The following is a 16,427-nucleotide window of genomic DNA, read 5'->3' as shown; positions in this document are numbered from 1 at the left end:
CGGCTCCATCAGATGAGGATCAGCCTTTGCCGGCGATGAAGCGCAGCCGGTCCAGCGCGCCCTGCAGGATGAAGGCGGCGGCCTGCTGGTCCACCACCTCGGCGCGGCGGGCGCGGCTCATGTCCATGGCGATCATGTCGCGCTCCACGGCGGCGGTGGACAGGCGCTCGTCCCACAGGATGATCGGCAGATCGGTCAGCCGGGCGAGGTTGCGGGCGAAGGCGCGGGAGGACTGCGCGCGCGGCCCTTCGCTGCCATCCATGTTGACCGGCAGGCCGAGAACGATTCCCACCGCGCCGCGCGCCGTGCCCAGCGCCAGGATGCGGGCGGCATCGGGGGTGAATTGCTTGCGGGCGATGGTCTCCACCGGGGCGGCGAGCCGCCGGTCGGGATCGGAAGAGGCGACGCCGATGGTCTTGGTGCCGAGATCGAGGCCAAGGAGCCCGCCGCGGGGCGGCAGGAGCGGGGCGGCGTCGGTAACGGTGAGGATGGGGGCGACCATGATGGCCTCGCCTAGCATGGCCACGGGCGCGGCGCCATCGCCGCACTGGCGGGGCGGGGCGCTTGTGCGGCGGCGAGGGTGCCCTATGTTCCCCGGCGCTCCCCTGCAATGAATGAGGCTCGGCGATGAAGATCACCTGGTTCGGCCACGCGGCGTTTCGGCTCGATTTCGCGGATACCGCGGTGCTGATCGACCCCTTCCTGACCGGCAACCCGGCCTTTTCAGGCGATTTCGGTGCGGCGACGGCCGGCGTCTCGCATGTGCTGCTGACCCATGGCCATGGCGACCACGTCGGCGACAGCGTGGCGATCGCGCGGACCAATGAGGCGACGGTCGTGGCCAACGCCGACCTCGCCGGCTGGCTCGGCCAGCAGGGCGTCGCCCGGCTGGAGCCGATGAACACCGGCGGCACAGTGCATTTCGACGGCTTCACCGTCACCATGGTGCGGGCGGACCATTCCTCCGGGATGATGGAGGACGGCCGGACCGTCTATCTCGGCAATGCCAACGGCATCATCGTCAAGGCGCCGGGCGAGCCGACGGTCTGGCACATGGGCGACACCGACATTTTCTCCGACATGGGTCTCATCGCCGAACTGCACAAGCCTGATGTGGTGATCGTGCCGATCGGCGACCGCTTCACCATGGGGCCGGAACTGGCGTCGGTGGCGGTGGCGCGCTATCTCGGCGGCCTCACCATCATCCCGGCGCACTATGCCTCGTTCGGGCTGCTGGAGCCCGGCGCCGAGCGATTCGTCTCGCTGGTCGGCGAGGAAGCCACGGTGGTGGTGCCTGAAAAGGGCGTGCCGGTGGCGTTCTCGCGCAGCTGAGCCGGCGGGAAGCGGCCGGCCCGGCTCAGGCGGCGTTGCGCTGGTCGAGCGCGGCGAGGCCGGCGCGCACCGCCACCATCTGCCGCACCAGCGCCAGGGCGACGAAGTGCTCCATCGCCTCGATCAGGGCCGGCTGCGGCAGCACGCCCGGCCCGCGCCCGCCCTGTTCCTCCACCCGCCGCAGCAGCCCCGCCGCGGCCGCATCCTGAACGATGCCGACCACATGCGAGCGGGAGATGCGGAAGGAGCGCGCCAGCTGCGAGATCGACAGCGGCTGGCCGGTCAGCCCGATGCCGAACAGGGCAAGGGCGATCAGCAGGCCGCCGTCGCGCTCGGCGAACTGGGCGATGGCGGGAATGTCGAAGGCCGGGCGCCAGCCGGCGCGCAGCGGTTCCAGCAGCGCGCGGACGAAGGCGGCGAGGAAGACCGGATCGTCGAGATGGCGCAGGCCCCGCTCGCCTTCCTCGGGCATGACCAGGGCGAGCGTGTTCAGCATGGTCCGCCAGCGCTCGCGGTGGATCGACATCAGTTTCTCGGTGACGACGAGGCGCCGCCGGCGCCCGTCGGCGTCCGGTGCCGGCGCGATCATGCCGAAGACGCGGAACGCGGCGAGGATGGCGCCGACCCGCCCCGGGCTGCACACATCGAGGGCCACCGCCTCGGCCTTCAGCCGGCCGGTGGTGAGGCCCGGGGCGTCGGGCCGGTCGAAATGCATGTCGAGAATCAGCAGGGAGAGAACGAAGCGGCCGCGATCGTTCAGCAGCCGCGTCAGCAGCAGATTGCCGCGATAGGCGTCGCTGAGATTGATCGCCGCTTGCCGCGCGATCCAGGGGAAATCCGGCCGGGTGCGAAGCCGGGCCCGTTCCTGCGCTTCGCCCGGCATCAGCGCGTCGAACCGACGGGGGTTGGAATCGTCGGTCCGGACCTTAGCTGCATTACGTCCAACCATTCTTCTCCTCGTGGCCTCTCGTTGCGATCAATAATCGACATTGCCGGGCGCCACAAACCGCCCATTGTACGGTTCGGGTCTCCTAGCGGGATCCAGAACAGGACATGATCAAATGAGCTTCCATTCTCGCTTCTTCCCGCTTGCGCGCCGCCTCGTGCCGGCCGCCTCCTGCGGCGGGTTGCTGGTCGCTCTCGCCGTGGGCAGCGCCGCCCCCGCAGATGCAGCCGTCGTCTATTGCACTGGACCGGGCATTCCGGTCGGGTGCGTGGTTCGTCCCACTCCCTATGTCGCGCCGGCCGCACGGGCGACCGTCTATTGCACACGCCCCGGCTTTCCCGCCGGTTGCACCGCGGGTGCCAATGCCAATGCACGCGCCGTTGCCCGGCCCGGTCCGGGGGTCAATGTGAACGGCGGCGTGAATCGCGCGGGCGTGCGCTGAACCCTATTATACCATGGAGTCTATCATGATGCTTCGTTCCTTTGCTCGCGTCGGCGGGCTGTCCACGGCTGCCTGCGCCGCGCTTGTCCTGCTGGCCAGCGGCGCGGCCCGCGCCGACCAGGCGGCGGGCAATGCCTGCGCCGCCTCGCTCAACGCCGACGGCAAGGCGATCTACTCGGCTGTCATGGCGGCCGGCGACAGCGGCGACCTGCGCACCATCGTCACCGACACCACCAAGTCGCTGGCCATGTCCGGCCAGATCGACCGCGGCAATGCCCGCGCCAACGCCCAGGCGGCCGCCCAGTGCCTGGAGCAGGCGCGCTCCTGACGCAGTAGCCGGCCGTAAGGCGGCCGGCTGTGGCCTGAGTTTGGCGCGCGGAACGGCCGCCTTGGCGGCCAGTCGTGGCCTGAGACCGGCGTCGGGCCGGCCGCCTTGGCGGCCGCTTTACGTCGGGATTCGGCGCGCTCCGGCGCGCCGAGCGGCATCCGAAAATCCCTGCCATTGATGTGGCGAGCGTAGCGCCGCGCGTTGCGGGGCGCGGTGCGTGCCTGCTATAGGGCGCGCATCGGTTTCAGTGGATTGGGATTTCGGATGTCGGTCGATCAGGCGACGGTCCGGCGGGTGGCGCATCTGGCGCGCATCGCCGTGACAGAGGACGAGGTGGCCCACCTGCAGGGCGAGCTCAACGCCATCCTGGCCTTCGTGGAGCAGCTCGGCGAAGTCGACACCGACGGCGTCGAGCCGATGACCAGCGTTATCCCGATGACCCTGCCGCTGCGCGCGGATGTGGTGAGCGACGGCGATTACGCCGAGCGCGTGCTCGCCAACGCCCCGGCCTCCGAAGACGGCTTCTTCGCCGTCCCGAAAGTGGTGGAGTGAGCCCGATGAGCCACGCCCGCCACGAACTCACCCGCCTCACGCTGACCGCCGCCCATGAGGGGCTGAGCGAGGGGCATTTCACCGCCACCGAGCTGACGCAGGCCTATCTCGGCGCCATCGAGGCGGCGGGCGATCTCAACGCCTATGTGCTGGCCACGCCTGAGAAGGCGCTTGAAATGGCCAAGGCCAGCGATGCCCGCTACGCCGCCGGCACGGCCGGGCCGCTGGAAGGCATCCCGCTCGGCATCAAGGACATGTTCGCGACCGAGGGTGTGCGCACCACGGCCTGCTCGAACATCCTCAAGAATTTCGTGCCGCCCTATGAATCCACCGTCACTTCCCGGCTGTGGAAGGATGGCGCGGTGCTGCTGGGCAAGCTGAACCAGGATGAGTTCGCCATGGGCTCCTCCACCGAATCGAGCGCCTTCGGCGCCGCTGTGAACCCCTGGCGGCGCAGCGGCTCGTCGCAGCCCCTCGTGCCGGGCGGCTCGTCCGGCGGCTCGGCGGCGGCGGTGGCGGCGCAGATCTGCGCCGGGGCGGCCGGCACCGACACCGGCGGCTCGATCCGCCAGCCGGCGGCCTTCACCGGCACGGTGGGCATCAAGCCGACCTATGGCCGCTGCTCGCGCTGGGGCGTCGTCGCCTATGCCTCCTCGCTCGACCAGGCCGGGCCGATCGCCCGCTCGGTCAACGATGCCGCGCTGCTGCTGCGCTCGATGGCCGGCCACGACCCGAAGGATTCCACCAGCGTCGACATGCCCGTGCCGGACTATGAGGCGGCGGTGGGCGCCTCGGTGAAGGGCAAGCGCATCGGCATCCCCCGCGAGTACCGCGTCGACGGCATGTCGCCGGAGATCGTCGCGCTGTGGGACAAGGGCGCCGACATGCTGCGCGCCGCCGGCGCCGAGATCGTCGACATCAGCCTGCCGCACACCAAATACGCGCTGCCGGCCTATTACATCGTCGCGCTGGCCGAGGCCTCCTCCAACCTCGCGCGCTATGACGGCGTGCGCTATGGCGAGCGGGTCGCGGGCCGCGACATTGTCGAGATGTATGAGAAGACCCGCGCCAGCGGCTTCGGCAGCGAGGTGCGCCGACGCATCATGGTTGGCACCTATGTGCTCTCGGCCGGCTATTACGATGCCTATTACCTCAAGGCGCAGAAGGTCCGCACCCTGATCAAGCGCGACTTCGAGACTGTGTTCGCGCAGGGCGTCGACGCCGTGCTGGCGCCGGCCACGCCGTCGCCCGCCTTCGGCATCGGCGAGAAGTCGGGCGCCGATCCGGTGGAGATGTATCTGCAGGACGTGTTCACCGTGACGCTGAACATGGCCGGCCTGCCGGGCATCGCGGTGCCGGCCGGCCTGTCCTCCGAGGGGCTGCCGCTCGGCCTGCAGCTCATCGGTCGGCCGTTCGGCGAAGAGGGGCTGTTCTCGCTCGGTCAGGTGATCGAGGAGGCCGCCGGCCGCTTCGAGGTCACTGACCGCTGGTGGGAGTGAGGCCATGCCGCGCCTGCCCGCCAATGAGCGTTCCCTCGCCCCCTTCCGGGCGGAGATCGACGCCATCGACGCCCAGATCGTCGAGCTGCTGGCCCGGCGCATCGAGGTGGTCAAGCACGTCGTCGCGGTGAAGAAGGTGGAGGGCCTCGCCGCCTTCCTGCCCGAGCGGGTGGAAGACGTGATCGACAAGGTCAGCGCCCATGCCGAGACGCATGGCGTGCCGCCCGAGCTGGTGGAAATGCTCTGGCGGCAGCTGATCGACTGGGTGATCGCCTATGAGAATGAGCGTCTGGGCTAGGGTCTCACCGCGCCGCGGGTCGCGCCCGCGCGCCTGATTCTTTGTTTTGGCGCGTTTTCTTCACGCGACCCTGTAGCCGCTTCGCTCGAAAACGCTCTAGGCCGTGCGCTGCTCGGGGGCCGGCGCCGCCTCGTCCTCTTTCCACAGATCGAACTGAACGACGTTGCGGCAAAAGCCGGGAACGGGCGCGTCACCGGCGGCGGCGGCGCTTTGCGCCTGCGTGTCGAACCAGCGGTGGCAATCGGGGGCGTCGCGACAGCCCAGGCAGCGCTGCGCGGCGGTCAGCACCTCCTGCGGTGCCTCGGCGGTCCGTGCCGGGAGATCCACGCCGGCATGGGCGGCCATGGCGCGGAAGAGCGCGAGGCGCTCGTCAATCGTGTCGACATTCATGGCTGTTCTCCCCGTTTGCGGGGAGAGTGCCGGCGCGCGCGGGCGCCGGCCTTGATCTGGCGCAAGGTTGCCGGAACCGCGCAGGCGGTCCCGGCCCTTCGTCTTACCGGCCCATCAACGGGTCGGTGAGGCCGACGACATAGAAGCCGAGCAGCAGCAGCGTGCCGGCGACGATCAGATAATAGATCGTCGGCAGGATGGTGATGCGCAGCGTCGCGCCCTCGCGCCCGAGCAGGCCGACGGTGGCGGAAGCGGCGACCACATTGTGGATGGCGATCATGTTGCCGGCGGCGGCGCCGACCGACTGACCCGCCACCATCAGCACCGAGGAGATGCCCAGCCCCTGCGCCACCGAGAACTGGAACTGGCTCAGCATCAGGTTGCTGACCGTGTTCGAGCCGGCGAGGAAGGCGCCCAGCGCGCCGATGGTCGGGGCGAAGACCGGGTAGACCGCGCCGACCTGTTCCGACACCCATTCGGCGACCAGCACCGGCATGCTGTCCAGCCCGTTGGCGTTGACGCCGGAATTGATCATCACCCGCACCATCGGCACGGTGAAGATCAGCACGAAGCCGGCGCCGATCAGCGTGCCGCTGCTCTCACGCACGGCGGCCGCGAAGCCGGACAGCGGCATGCGGTGCAGCAGCACGGTGATCATGCAGATGATGACGAGCAGACCTCCGGGGGAGAACAGCAGCGGGAAATCGCCATTGATCCCCTGTTCGCCGAGAATGCCGGAGAAGGCCAGCGTCGCCGACTTCAGCGCGCCGCCGACGCCGGGCACCATGCGGCTGACCACCAGGAAGACCGCCAGCAGCACATAGGGCGCCCAGGCCAGCGCCAGCGGGATGGTGCGCTTGGCGAGGCTGTCGAGAGTGATGTCGAGCTGGCCGAACCACTCCTTCGGCCATTCGGAGGGCGGGGCGAAGTCCCAGCTGGTCTTCGGCACCAGGAAGCCGGCGCGCGCGGCCAGCGTCATGATGGCGAGGCCGATGAGACCGCCGAGCAGCGAGGGGAATTCCGCGCCGAGGAAGGTCGCTGCCAGCACATAGGGCACCGTCATGGCGAAGGCGCCGAGGATGGCGAAGGGCGCGGCGGAGAGGCCCTCGGTCCAGGATTTGTTGCGGCCGAAGAAGCGCGTCATCACCATGATGAGGAACAGCGGCATCAGCGTGCCGCAGATGGCGTGGATGACCGCCACTTCCGTGGTGATGAGGTGGAAGAAGGTCGCCCAGCTGGAGCCGGCCTCGGTGAGCTGCGCCGTTATCGCGGTCTGGTCGAGCCCGGTCTGCACGCCGACGATCAGCGGGGTGCCGACGGCGCCGAAGGAGACCGGCGTCGACTGGATCATCATGCCGAACACGACGGCAGCCATGGCCGGGAAGCCGACCGCCACCATCAGCGGGGCGGCGACGGCGGCCGGGGTGCCAAAGCCCGAGGCGCCCTCGATGAAGGAGCCGAACAGCCAGGCGATGAGGATGACCTGCACGCGCCGGTCCGGGCTGATCGAGGTGAAGCCGGCGCGGATGGTGGAGATGGCGCCCGAGTGCTTCAGCGTGTTCAGCAAAAGGATGGCGCCGAAGATGATCCATAGAAGGCCGGCGGTCTGCAGCAATCCCTGCAGGGTCGAGGCGGCGATCCGGTTGGCGCTTACGCCCCAGAACAACAGGGCGATGACCACCGCCATCACATAGGTGATGGGCATGACGATGCGGGCGGCGATGCGAAAACCGATGAGCAAGACGCCTGCCGAAATGATCGGCAAAAAGGCAAGGAAGGCGAGCAGACCTGTCGACATCCCGATGTTTCCTCCTGTGTCGCCGCCATTGTTCCGCCAGGAGCCCGGACGGAGCGGCAACGTTGATTGGTGTGGACGCTCCTCCCGAGAGCCTGCGTTCTGGTAATATATTCTGACCAGCTTCGCATTGAGGCCATGAATACGCGAGACAAAATGGCGTGTCCCCCTGTCCAATGGTCTAGGAAGCCCGCCTTTTTGCGGGTGTCGCCGCCGCCTTGGCCGCCATCTCGGCCGCCAGCCGTGGCGGCCGGGCGGGCCAGGGGCGTGCCAAGGTCGCGCCAGCGCCGCGCGAAATGGTTGTCAGGACCGGCGGGGGCAGGGTAGGGAACTGCCACTCCCGCGCTTTCGTGCCCGCGCACGCCAGAACAGGTTCGTCCGATGAACATGCATTCCCGCCCCGCCGACCCGAAGAAGCTGATCAAGGGGGCCACCGGCGACTGGGAAATCGTGATCGGCATGGAAATCCATGCGCAGGTCACCTCCAATTCCAAGCTGTTCTCCGGCGCCTCGACCGAATTCGGCGCCGAGCCGAACGCCCATGTCTCGCTGGTCGATGCGGCGATGCCGGGCATGCTGCCTGTGATCAACGCCGAATGCGTGAAGCAGGCGGTGCGCACCGGGCTGGGGCTGAAGGCGCAGATCAACAAGCGCTCGGTGTTCGACCGCAAGAACTATTTCTACCCGGACCTGCCGCAGGGCTACCAGATCAGCCAGTACAAGAGCCCGATCGTCGGCGAGGGGGTGGTGCTGGTCGACACCGCCGACGGGCCGATCGAGGTCGGGATCGAGCGGCTGCATCTGGAGCAGGACGCGGGCAAGTCGATCCACGACCAGCACCCCACGCTCTCGCTGGTCGACCTCAACCGTTCCGGCGTCGCTTTGATGGAGATCGTCTCCAAGCCGGACCTGCGCTCCTCGGAAGAGGCCAAGGCCTATGTGACCAAGCTGCGCACCATCCTGCGCTATCTCGGCACCTGCGACGGCGACATGGAGAAGGGCTCGCTGCGCGCCGACGTCAACGTCTCCGTGCGCAAGCCGGGCGATGATTTCGGCACGCGCTGCGAGATCAAGAACGTCAACTCGATCCGCTTCATCGGCCAGGCGATCGAGACCGAGGCCCGCCGGCAGATCGGTATCATCGAGGATGGCGGCACGATCGACCAGGAAACCCGCCTGTTCGACCCCGGCAAGGGCGAGACGCGCTCCATGCGCTCGAAGGAAGAAGCGCATGACTACCGCTATTTCCCCGACCCGGACCTGCTGCCGCTGGAATTCGACGACGCCTTCGTCGCCGAGCTGAAGGCGCACCTGCCGGAACTGCCGGACGAGAAGAAGGCGCGCTTCGTCGCCGCCTATGGCCTCTCCGCCTATGACGCCGACGTGCTGGTGGCGGAGAAGGAGACGGCGGCCTATTACGAGGCGGCGGTCGCCCATGGCGGCGGACGCGACGCCAAGGCGGTGGCGAACTGGATCATGGGCGACGTTTCCGCCTTCGCCAATGCCTCCGGCCTGTCGGTCTATGAGACCCACATCACCCCGGTGCAGATCGCCGGGCTGGTCGACCTGATCGCCGACGGCACCATCTCCGGCAAGATCGCCAAGGACGTGCTGGCGATCATCATCGCCGAGGAGAAGGACGGCGACCCCCGCGCCATCGTCGAGGCGCGCGGCATGCGCCAGGTGACCGATACCGGCGCCATCGAGGCGGCGGTGGACGCCATCATCGCCGCCAACCCCGACAAGGTGGCGCAGGTGCTGGCCAAGCCGACCATGCTGGGCTGGTTCGTCGGCCAGGTGATGAAGCAGACCGGCGGCAAGGCGGCCCCGCAGGTGGTCAACGACCTGCTGAAGGCCAAGCTCGGCATATGAGCGAGGCCTCTGCGCCTGACGCGACGGCGGGCGCCGTCGTCATCGAGCCGGCCACCCGCGCCGACCTGCCGGCCATTGTCGCCATCCTCGCCCGCGAGACGCTGCTGGGCGTGCGCGACAGTGCCGACCCGGCCGCGCTGCCGGACTATGAGCGCGCCTTCGACGACATCGCCGCCGATCCGCGCGTGACGCTCTATGTCGCGCGGCTGGAGGGCAGGGTGGTCGGCACCTTCCAGCTGGTGTTCTTCCGCGCGCTGCTGCGCCACGGCACGCTGCTCGCCCATGCCGAGGCGGTGCAGGTGGACCCCGATGTGCGCGGCAAGGGCGTCGGCGGGGCGATGATGGAGTTCGCGATCGCCGAGGCGCGGCGCCGGGGCGCGGGGTCGCTGCAGCTCGCCTCCAACAAGGCGCGGGCCGACGCGCACCGCTTCTATGAGCGCGCCGGCTTCCAGAAGCGGCTCGACGGCTTCAAGATCGACCTATCCGGCCATTAAGCCGGGCCGGCCGCCTCACGGCAGGCAGCGCGCCATGAAGACGTGCCAGGCCTTGGCGCCGGTGAGGTTGTGCCGGGCCTTGTAGGCCTGCCACTCGGCATTGCAGCGGTTGAGCGCCTCGCGGTCGCTGGCATCGGGCGGGCGCGACAGCGACGGGGCGGGATCGGGCGCGGGCGCCGCCGCCGGGCGGGGCACGGAGGGCACCGAGGTCTTCGGCGGCGCGCCCTGGGACGGATTGGCCGCGTCCTTCGACCCGGCTGGCGTTTCCGCCGGCGTCTGCGCCGGCTTGTCGTCCAGCACGCCGGTGCCGGCGAGGCATTCCTGGGCGAAGTCGCGATAGGTGCGGGTGCCGGTCTGGTTCTTCGCCTTCATCTCGTTCCACAGATCGGCGCACTGCTTGATCGAGGGCTGCGCGGCCGCTGCCGAGGCGCCGGTCGGTGTGGTGTTGCGCTTCGGCGCGGGCGCGGCCTCGCCCGCCGTGGCGGGCTTTTCCTGTGCCGCCCCGGGTTCCTTCAGGCACTGCGCGGAAAAATCGCGAAAACTCTGCTCGCCGGTCTGGTTGGTCGCCTTCATCTCGTTCCAGCGATCGGCGCAGATCTTCGCCGGGGAGGGGGCCGCGGGCGCCTGGGCGTGCGCCGGGCCTGCGAGGGCGCCGGCAAGGGCGAGGGCGCCGAGCAGGTAGAGAGGGGAGGCAGGTTTCACGCGCACGGTCTCGCTTGTTGCAGGCGCGGGGGGGAGCGCCGGGCGCGGGAATCTACCCGCATCCGGCGGATGAGGCGAGCGCCGCCCGGCGCCGTGACCGCTGGCGGGCCAGCCTCGCTTGCCTGCCCCGCTTGCCAGCCCTGCGGGGCGGCTCTAGTTCTGATGCAAGCCGCCCCATGGAGGGCGAAGGGGAGCGCTCGCGTCATGGCCCAGCTTCAGACCCGCCCGATCCAGCTCTATTACTGGCCGACCCCGAATGGCTGGAAGATCTCGATCATGCTGGAGGAGTGCGGGCTCCCCTATGAGGTGATTCCGGTCAATATCGGCCGCGGCGACCAGTTCAAGCCGGAGTTTCTCGCCCTTTCGCCCAACAACAAGATGCCGGCGATTCTCGACCCCGAGGGGCCGGACGGGGCGCCGCTCTCGGTGTTCGAATCGGGGGCGATCCTGCAATATCTCGGCCGCAAGACCGGCTTGTTCTACCCCGGCGACGAGCGCGGACGGGTGGAGGTTGACCAGTGGCTGTTCTGGCAGATGGCCGGGCTCGGCCCGATGGCGGGCCAGACGCATCATTTCCGCATCTATGCGCCGGAGAAGATCCCCTACGCCATCGAGCGCTACACCAACGAGGTGCGCCGGCTCTATGGGGTGATGAACACGCGCCTCAGCGACCGGCCCTTCCTGGCCGGCGACTATTCCATCGCCGACATCGCCTGCATCGGCTGGGCCAAATTGTGGGAGCGGCAGGGGCAGGACATCACGCAATTCCCGCATCTGGCCGCCTGGCTGGAGCGGATGCTGGCGCGGCCGGCGGTGCAGCGCGGCCTCGCCGTGAACGCCGCTGACCGCGCCAAGATCGACTTCGCCACCGACAAGCAGGCGCAGAGCGTGCTGTTCGGCCAGCGCCCGGCGGGCTGAGCGGCATCGCGCCGTGCCCTCGCCGCGTGTCATCGCAGTGGACCGGATGCGTATTCGGCCTTGACCGGGGGGCGGGGGAAACCTAGACAGGTCGCCGGCTCGAACCGCGCCGCCGCAAGGCGACCCGCGAGGCCGGCTGGAGACGTGGCCGAGAGGCTGAAGGCACTCGTTTGCTAAATGAGCAGGCCCCCAAAAGGGCCTCGAGGGTTCGAATCCCTCCGTCTCCGCCATTCCAATCCCAAACGGGCCACGTGAAGCGTAGCCGCTATCCCTTGTGAGACCGCAGCCAGCGTTCTGAGCAGGGTGCTTCTCGATCCGATGATGCGGGTCGCCTCGTCCGCGGCCTCGATGCGCCGCGTGAAGGCCCGGACGTGTTTCCTCCGGTAGTCTCACCGTTCCACGCCTCATCCGACTGCGTGCTTCCGTCGCCAACTCTCGCATGGCCGCCCCGTCAGGCCGATCGCCGTCCCGGATCGAGCCGCGCTTGCGGTGCGCGCCGGGCGCTGTCGAGAGCGTTTCCCCGGCGGCTCGGACCCGCACGAGCCGCCGGGGACACCCTCATTCTGCCGGCTGTCGCGCGTCGACGCCGGCTTGCGTGATCTGCGCCATGCCGTCCGACTGGCGCTCGAACAGCCGCCGGTAACGCCCGCCCGGACGCGCCAGCAGTTCTGCGTGCCGGCCGTCCTCAAGGATATGGCCATGCTCGAAGACGAGGATGCGGTCCATCGCCCGCACCGTGGAAAGCCGGTGCGCGATGACGATGGCCGTGCGCCCCTGCATCAGCCGCTCCATCGCCTGCTGGATCGCGGCCTCCGATTCCGAATCGAGGCTGGAGGTCGCCTCGTCCAGAATGAGGATCGGCGCATCGGCGAGGAAGGCCCGGGCGATGGCCACGCGCTGGCGCTCGCCGCCGGAGAGCTTCACGCCCCGCTCGCCGACCAGCGTGCGGTAGCCCTTCGGCAGCCGCTCGATGAAGTCGTGCGCATTGGCGAGCCGCGCCGCGCGCTCGATCTCGGCCGCGCTGGCGCCGGGCCGGGCATAGGCGATGTTCTCCGCCAGGGTGCGGTGGAACAGGATCGGCTCCTGCTGCACGATGGCGATCTGCTGGCGCAGCGAGGCCTGGGCCACCTCGCGCACATCATGCCCGTCGATCAGCACCCGGCCGCCGCTGACGTCATAGAGCCGTTGCAGCAGCTTGACGAAAGTGGTCTTGCCCGAGCCGGACGGCCCGACAAGGCCGACGCGCTGCCCGGCCGGGATCCGCACGTCGAGGCGCTCGAACAGCGGCGCGGCGTGCTGGCCGTAATGGAAGGTGACGTGCTCGAAGCGCACCTCGCCACCGCGCACCGCCAGAGGCTGCGCCGAATCGCGGTCGGCGACCCCGGCGGTGAGGCCGTGCAGGTCGACCATCTCCTCCATGTCGTTCACCGCGCGCTGGAGATTGTGCACATGCTGCCCGATCTCGCGCAGATAGCCGTGCAGCACGAAATAGGTGGTCAGCACATAGGTGACGTCGCCCGGCGTGGCGCGGCCCTGCCACCACAGCCACAGCGCGGTGGCGGTGACGGTGGTGCGCACCACCCAGAGCAAGGCGAACTCGCCACTGGCGCTCCAGGTGTGAAGCATCCAGGTCCGCTGGACACGCCGCCTCCAGCGTACCACCACCGCCTCGAGACGGGCATCTTCCCGCGCCTCGGCGCCGAAGGCCTTCACCACCTGGTTGGCGCCGAGCGTGTCGGAGAGGATGCCGCCGATGCGGGTGTCCCACGCATTGGAGAGCCGGGCCGCCGGCGCGACGACGCGGGTGGCGAGCGTGACGGTGAGCGCGCCATAGGCAAGCGCGCCGACCGCCATCACCAGCCCCATCACCGGCCAGTGCAGCATCAACAGCAGCACGGTGCCGCCCAGCACCACCAGCGAGGGCAGCAGCGAGAGCAGCAGCACGTCGTTCATGACGTCGAGCGCCCACATGCCGCGAGTGATCTTGCGCACGGTGGAGCCGGCGAAGCTGTTGGCGTGCCAGTCGCTGGAAAAGCGCTGCACGCGGTGGAACGCCTCGCGCACCACATCCGACATCATGCCCAGCGTCAGCGGCACCACCCCCCACCAGGCGAGGTGGCGCAGCAGCACCATGACGAGGCCGAGGCCCGCCATCATGACAAAGGCTTCCAGCGCGGCGGGCGCCTCGCTCTTGCCGGCGGTCAGCGCGTCGATCAGCCGGCCGGCATAGAGCGGCACGAAGACCTCGGTCAGCGTCGCCAGAACGATGGCCGTGCCGATGCCGGCCGCGATCGGCCAGCGGCGCGCCCAGTGGCGGAAGGTGAAAGCGAGAACGTTGCGCAGCGCGTCGCTGCCGCTTTTGGACGGGAATGACATGGGAAACGCAGGCGCGAAAGGCGCGCCTCTCCTGCGAAGGACATCAGCTCAAAGCGGGGAACAGGTGACGGTAGGGCGGGGGAGCGCGGCTCCGCAGCCTGCCGAACTAGCCGTGCGGCTTCACAGCCGGGGTGGGCTGACGAAACAAAATAGTCATTCGCGCCCCTCCCTGGTTCGCAGCGTCAATTCTCATTCGATACCACGCTCCGCTCGCGCGGACAATCTCGCCGGGGGCGCCGGCAGATGGGCGAGCGGCGCGAGGGCGCGGCAATCGGCTCATGCCGCGCTGAAGACCTTCACGTCCTCAAATGCGGGAAGGGCGGCGAACCGTCCGGCCGGATCGGCAGAACGCCCGTGGTTGTGTGGCCCGCCCTTCCGGCGCACCCATCATGGCCCGCAGGCGGCCGCACCATCGCACCGCTTCCTGCAGGTGGAGAGAGCCGACTCAAGACCCGCTCCCATCCCGAAGCCGCCGAAAATCGTCGTGTGGACGTCGTCAATCTGCACGGATCGACCCGTCCCGCGTGCAGCCGCCTGAAAGGACAAGGCGGGTCGGTCGCCTGCGTGAGAGCCGCGCGCTTGCGAGCAATGGCCCCTGGCGGCAAGCCCCGGACAAGGCTCCCCCATCACATCCTGTGCCGCTCCCGCCAAGGGGGCTAAGGCGCGCGCCGGGATACGCCCGGCGCAGGACAAATGATTGCGGGGTGCATCATGAAGCTCAACAGGAACCTGACGGCTCTGGCTCTCATCGGCGCAGGGCTCAGCGGCTGGTTGCTCCTGCGCGAAGATGACCCCGCCCGAACCGCCCGGCTCAAGTGCGAAATCCACCTTGAGGCGGCGACCGGCCATGACCTCAGTGCCGGCGAGGTCGCCTCGATGGGGGTCACGGGCGACGCGCATAATGGCAAGGTGCAGGGCGCGTTCATGCGCAGCGATGAACTGCGGTCCGCTGTGTGCGAATTCGAGAATGGCGGCACACGCCGCGTCGTGATCGATGGCAAGTCATGGCCGCACGCTGCGCCCGCCGCGAACGCCGCCGAGCCGCCCTCCGCCTCGGGTGAGGTGAAGGCGCTGTGAGGCAGGCGCTGTGAGCGCTTGGGTGCCGTCCCTAGAGCACGCCCGGAGAACGCCGGTTCAGCTGATGTGCTCTGATTTTGCTTCTACGCATTAACGCCACGCGAATCGAACCCCACGTCGCTCGAAAATGCTTGAGGAGCGGCGGCAAGCCGGCCGTAGACGGATCGGCGGCACGTCAAGCGTGCCAACGTGGCGAGGCGCCGTGGCGCAAGGGCCAGCGCCGCGCGCTGCCCGGCGCGGTTGAACGGGACACGTCGCGCGTATCCATGGATCACGATCGCTGCTGGAAAGAGCCGTACTCGCCGACCAAGCCACCCATCCGGATGTTCGCGGTTTTGTACGAAGCCTGGCGCGCCCTAGGGGAGCCCTTCGCGGCACGCCAAACGAGCGGTTATCCTGCTTTGAAATCAAGGAAAAATGGAATTGACGTGGGGTCCATAATTGGGGTTCAAGCGGGCTCCACGCGTCGAACCACGGTGCCCCTGCATGTCCGTCTCCAACAGGCCGAAACTCGGCTCGCATCTCGAATGGCACGGCCAGAAAATTCGGGTGAAGGTGCGTGTGCCGCCGCTGGTGCAGCAGAGCGCAAAGCTCCCCGCATGGCTCAAGGAGGGGCTCCCCACCGATAGTCCCCGCGCTGCCGAAACGCTCAAGTGGCCTGTCATCGCCCGCCTGAAGAAGCGGATTGACGATGCCCGGAATGGCGTCGTGAGCGGCACTGAAGCGGACCCTATCGTGGCCGAAGGAATGCTCTGGAGGGAGGCGATTGCCGAAGATCAGCCTTCAGCCTCTTCGGATGTCACCGCGAGGCAGGCACTCGAAGACCGAGTGGACACAATCGCCCACCAGCACGGGGAGGCAAAGGCTGAGCTTCTTGCCGGCATCGCACTTGGCACCGCGACACCGCTTGAAAGCCTCATCGAGGATTGGATAGCTGAGAAGGCGTACAAAGGCCGGACTGAGGCCGCTCGCCGCCACGCCCTTAAGCGGTTCAAGGAATGGTCCTCTGAGAAGAAGGTGCCTGCTACCATCGAGGCGGTAAACCGGAAGATTGCCGGGCGCTTTATCGCGGACGCTTTCGTGACGGCCGGCGCTCATCCTGCGACGGCTAACAAGGCCATCTCCGGGCTTTCGTCCTATTGGGATTGGCTCGGGAAGCGCGGTCATATCGAGGAGGGCGTGAACCCTTGGCATCGCCAGTTCCTCAAGGTCGGGAGTGGCCCTAAGGGCGAAGACGGGCAGGGGGTGAAGCGGCCCTTCACGGATGACGAAGCAAAGAAGCTTCTCGCCGGCATCACCAAGCAGCCATTGGCGGTGACGTTGCCCCCAACTTCTATCCAGCTTTCAGTTCGTTCTGACGGTTGGATTTGCCCTGTCGGGCGTGCGGAGCGGCGGGGGCAGACGCG

At 68.5% G+C, this 16,427-nt stretch carries 16 protein-coding genes, 1 tRNA gene and 1 pseudogene; 12 read left to right on the top strand and 6 right to left on the bottom strand.

Features of this window, described 5'->3' with window-relative positions:
• Positions 1 to 19: 19 nt before the first annotated feature.
• Entirely contained in the window at positions 20 to 502 is a 483-nt protein-coding gene (ruvX, locus tag BLO63_RS19845) for a Holliday junction resolvase RuvX (RefSeq protein WP_091444515.1), read from the bottom strand.
• 125 nt (positions 503 to 627) lie between these two features.
• Here ruvX and BLO63_RS19840 point away from each other — a divergent pair, with 125 nt between their 5' ends.
• Positions 628 to 1,332, top strand: coding sequence for a metal-dependent hydrolase (locus BLO63_RS19840; protein WP_091444388.1), 705 nt, complete (start codon positions 628 to 630; stop codon positions 1,330 to 1,332).
• A gap of 25 nt (positions 1,333 to 1,357) precedes the next feature.
• Here the strand turns inward: BLO63_RS19840 and BLO63_RS19835 are convergent, their stop codons facing one another.
• Positions 1,358 to 2,281: a MarR family transcriptional regulator gene (locus tag BLO63_RS19835; RefSeq protein ID WP_244517990.1), complete on the bottom strand. Its 924-nt coding sequence runs from the start codon at positions 2,279 to 2,281 to the stop codon at positions 1,358 to 1,360.
• A 112-nt stretch (positions 2,282 to 2,393) separates the two neighbouring features.
• Between BLO63_RS19835 and BLO63_RS19830 the strand changes: the two genes are divergently transcribed.
• The 5 genes from BLO63_RS19830 to BLO63_RS19810 all read left to right on the top strand — a co-directional run bounded on the left by BLO63_RS19830 (position 2,394) and on the right by BLO63_RS19810 (position 5,397).
• Positions 2,394 to 2,720, top strand: a complete 327-nt coding sequence (locus BLO63_RS19830; RefSeq protein ID WP_091444383.1) for a hypothetical protein — start codon at positions 2,394 to 2,396, stop codon at positions 2,718 to 2,720.
• Positions 2,721 to 2,745: 25 nt separating this feature from the next.
• Entirely contained in the window at positions 2,746 to 3,048 is a 303-nt protein-coding gene (locus BLO63_RS19825) for a hypothetical protein (RefSeq protein ID WP_091444382.1), read from the top strand.
• Between the two features lie 264 nt (positions 3,049 to 3,312).
• On the top strand, positions 3,313 to 3,600 hold the full coding sequence (gene gatC, locus BLO63_RS19820) for an Asp-tRNA(Asn)/Glu-tRNA(Gln) amidotransferase subunit GatC (RefSeq protein ID WP_091444381.1): 288 nt from the start codon (positions 3,313 to 3,315) through the stop codon (positions 3,598 to 3,600).
• 5 nt (positions 3,601 to 3,605) lie between these two features.
• Positions 3,606 to 5,099: an Asp-tRNA(Asn)/Glu-tRNA(Gln) amidotransferase subunit GatA gene (gene gatA, locus BLO63_RS19815; protein WP_091444378.1), complete on the top strand. Its 1,494-nt coding sequence runs from the start codon at positions 3,606 to 3,608 to the stop codon at positions 5,097 to 5,099.
• A 4-nt stretch (positions 5,100 to 5,103) separates the two neighbouring features.
• Positions 5,104 to 5,397, top strand: coding sequence for a chorismate mutase (locus BLO63_RS19810; protein WP_091444375.1), 294 nt, complete (start codon positions 5,104 to 5,106; stop codon positions 5,395 to 5,397).
• Between the two features lie 96 nt (positions 5,398 to 5,493).
• On the opposite strand, the gene BLO63_RS19805 is transcribed toward BLO63_RS19810, so the two are convergent.
• Together BLO63_RS19805 and BLO63_RS19800 are read right to left on the bottom strand one after the other, a co-directional pair.
• Positions 5,494 to 5,787, bottom strand: a complete 294-nt coding sequence (locus BLO63_RS19805; RefSeq protein WP_091444373.1) for a DUF6455 family protein — start codon at positions 5,785 to 5,787, stop codon at positions 5,494 to 5,496.
• A 103-nt stretch (positions 5,788 to 5,890) separates the two neighbouring features.
• Complete coding sequence (locus tag BLO63_RS19800; protein WP_091444370.1) at positions 5,891 to 7,585, bottom strand: L-lactate permease; 1,695 nt, start codon at positions 7,583 to 7,585, stop codon at positions 5,891 to 5,893.
• 378 nt (positions 7,586 to 7,963) lie between these two features.
• On the opposite strand from BLO63_RS19800, the gene gatB reads away from it, so the two are divergent.
• Together gatB and BLO63_RS19790 are read left to right on the top strand one after the other, a co-directional pair.
• Positions 7,964 to 9,454: an Asp-tRNA(Asn)/Glu-tRNA(Gln) amidotransferase subunit GatB gene (gene gatB / locus BLO63_RS19795; protein WP_091444369.1), complete on the top strand. Its 1,491-nt coding sequence runs from the start codon at positions 7,964 to 7,966 to the stop codon at positions 9,452 to 9,454.
• Positions 9,451 to 9,948 carry a GNAT family N-acetyltransferase gene (locus BLO63_RS19790; protein WP_091444366.1) on the top strand — a complete coding sequence of 166 codons (498 nt, stop codon included), beginning with the start codon at positions 9,451 to 9,453 and terminating at the stop codon, positions 9,946 to 9,948. Before gatB ends, BLO63_RS19790 begins: the two co-directional genes overlap by 4 nt.
• Positions 9,949 to 9,963: 15 nt before the next feature.
• Here the strand turns inward: BLO63_RS19790 and BLO63_RS19785 are convergent, their stop codons facing one another.
• Positions 9,964 to 10,650: a hypothetical protein gene (locus BLO63_RS19785; RefSeq protein ID WP_091444364.1), complete on the bottom strand. Its 687-nt coding sequence runs from the start codon at positions 10,648 to 10,650 to the stop codon at positions 9,964 to 9,966.
• Between the two features lie 204 nt (positions 10,651 to 10,854).
• Between BLO63_RS19785 and BLO63_RS19780 the strand changes: the two genes are divergently transcribed.
• Both BLO63_RS19780 and BLO63_RS19775 read left to right on the top strand, forming a co-directional pair.
• A complete protein-coding gene (locus BLO63_RS19780; protein WP_091444362.1) occupies positions 10,855 to 11,568 on the top strand; it encodes a glutathione S-transferase N-terminal domain-containing protein in 714 nt (237 codons plus the stop codon).
• Between the two features lie 138 nt (positions 11,569 to 11,706).
• Positions 11,707 to 11,798: transfer RNA gene (locus BLO63_RS19775), tRNA-Ser, on the top strand.
• Between the two features lie 328 nt (positions 11,799 to 12,126).
• Here BLO63_RS19775 and BLO63_RS19770 read toward each other — a convergent pair.
• Positions 12,127 to 13,944, bottom strand: coding sequence for an ABC transporter ATP-binding protein (locus BLO63_RS19770; protein ID WP_091444359.1), 1,818 nt, complete (start codon positions 13,942 to 13,944; stop codon positions 12,127 to 12,129).
• A 711-nt stretch (positions 13,945 to 14,655) separates the two neighbouring features.
• Between BLO63_RS19770 and BLO63_RS19765 the strand changes: the two genes are divergently transcribed.
• The gene (locus tag BLO63_RS19765) at positions 14,656 to 15,021 is read left to right on the top strand and encodes a hypothetical protein (protein WP_205409370.1); all 366 of its coding nucleotides are present in this window, start codon (positions 14,656 to 14,658) and stop codon (positions 15,019 to 15,021) included.
• Between the two features lie 486 nt (positions 15,022 to 15,507).
• Positions 15,508 to 16,427 (top strand): annotated as a pseudogene (locus tag BLO63_RS19760) (hypothetical protein); the annotation flags it as partial.

Origin of the sequence: Ancylobacter rudongensis, assembly GCF_900100155.1 — a bacterium.
Classification (GTDB): domain Bacteria; phylum Pseudomonadota; class Alphaproteobacteria; order Rhizobiales; family Xanthobacteraceae; genus Ancylobacter; species Ancylobacter rudongensis.
The sequence above is the reverse complement of the archived record's forward strand: the minus strand, read 5'-3'. Positions and strand labels throughout refer to the sequence as shown.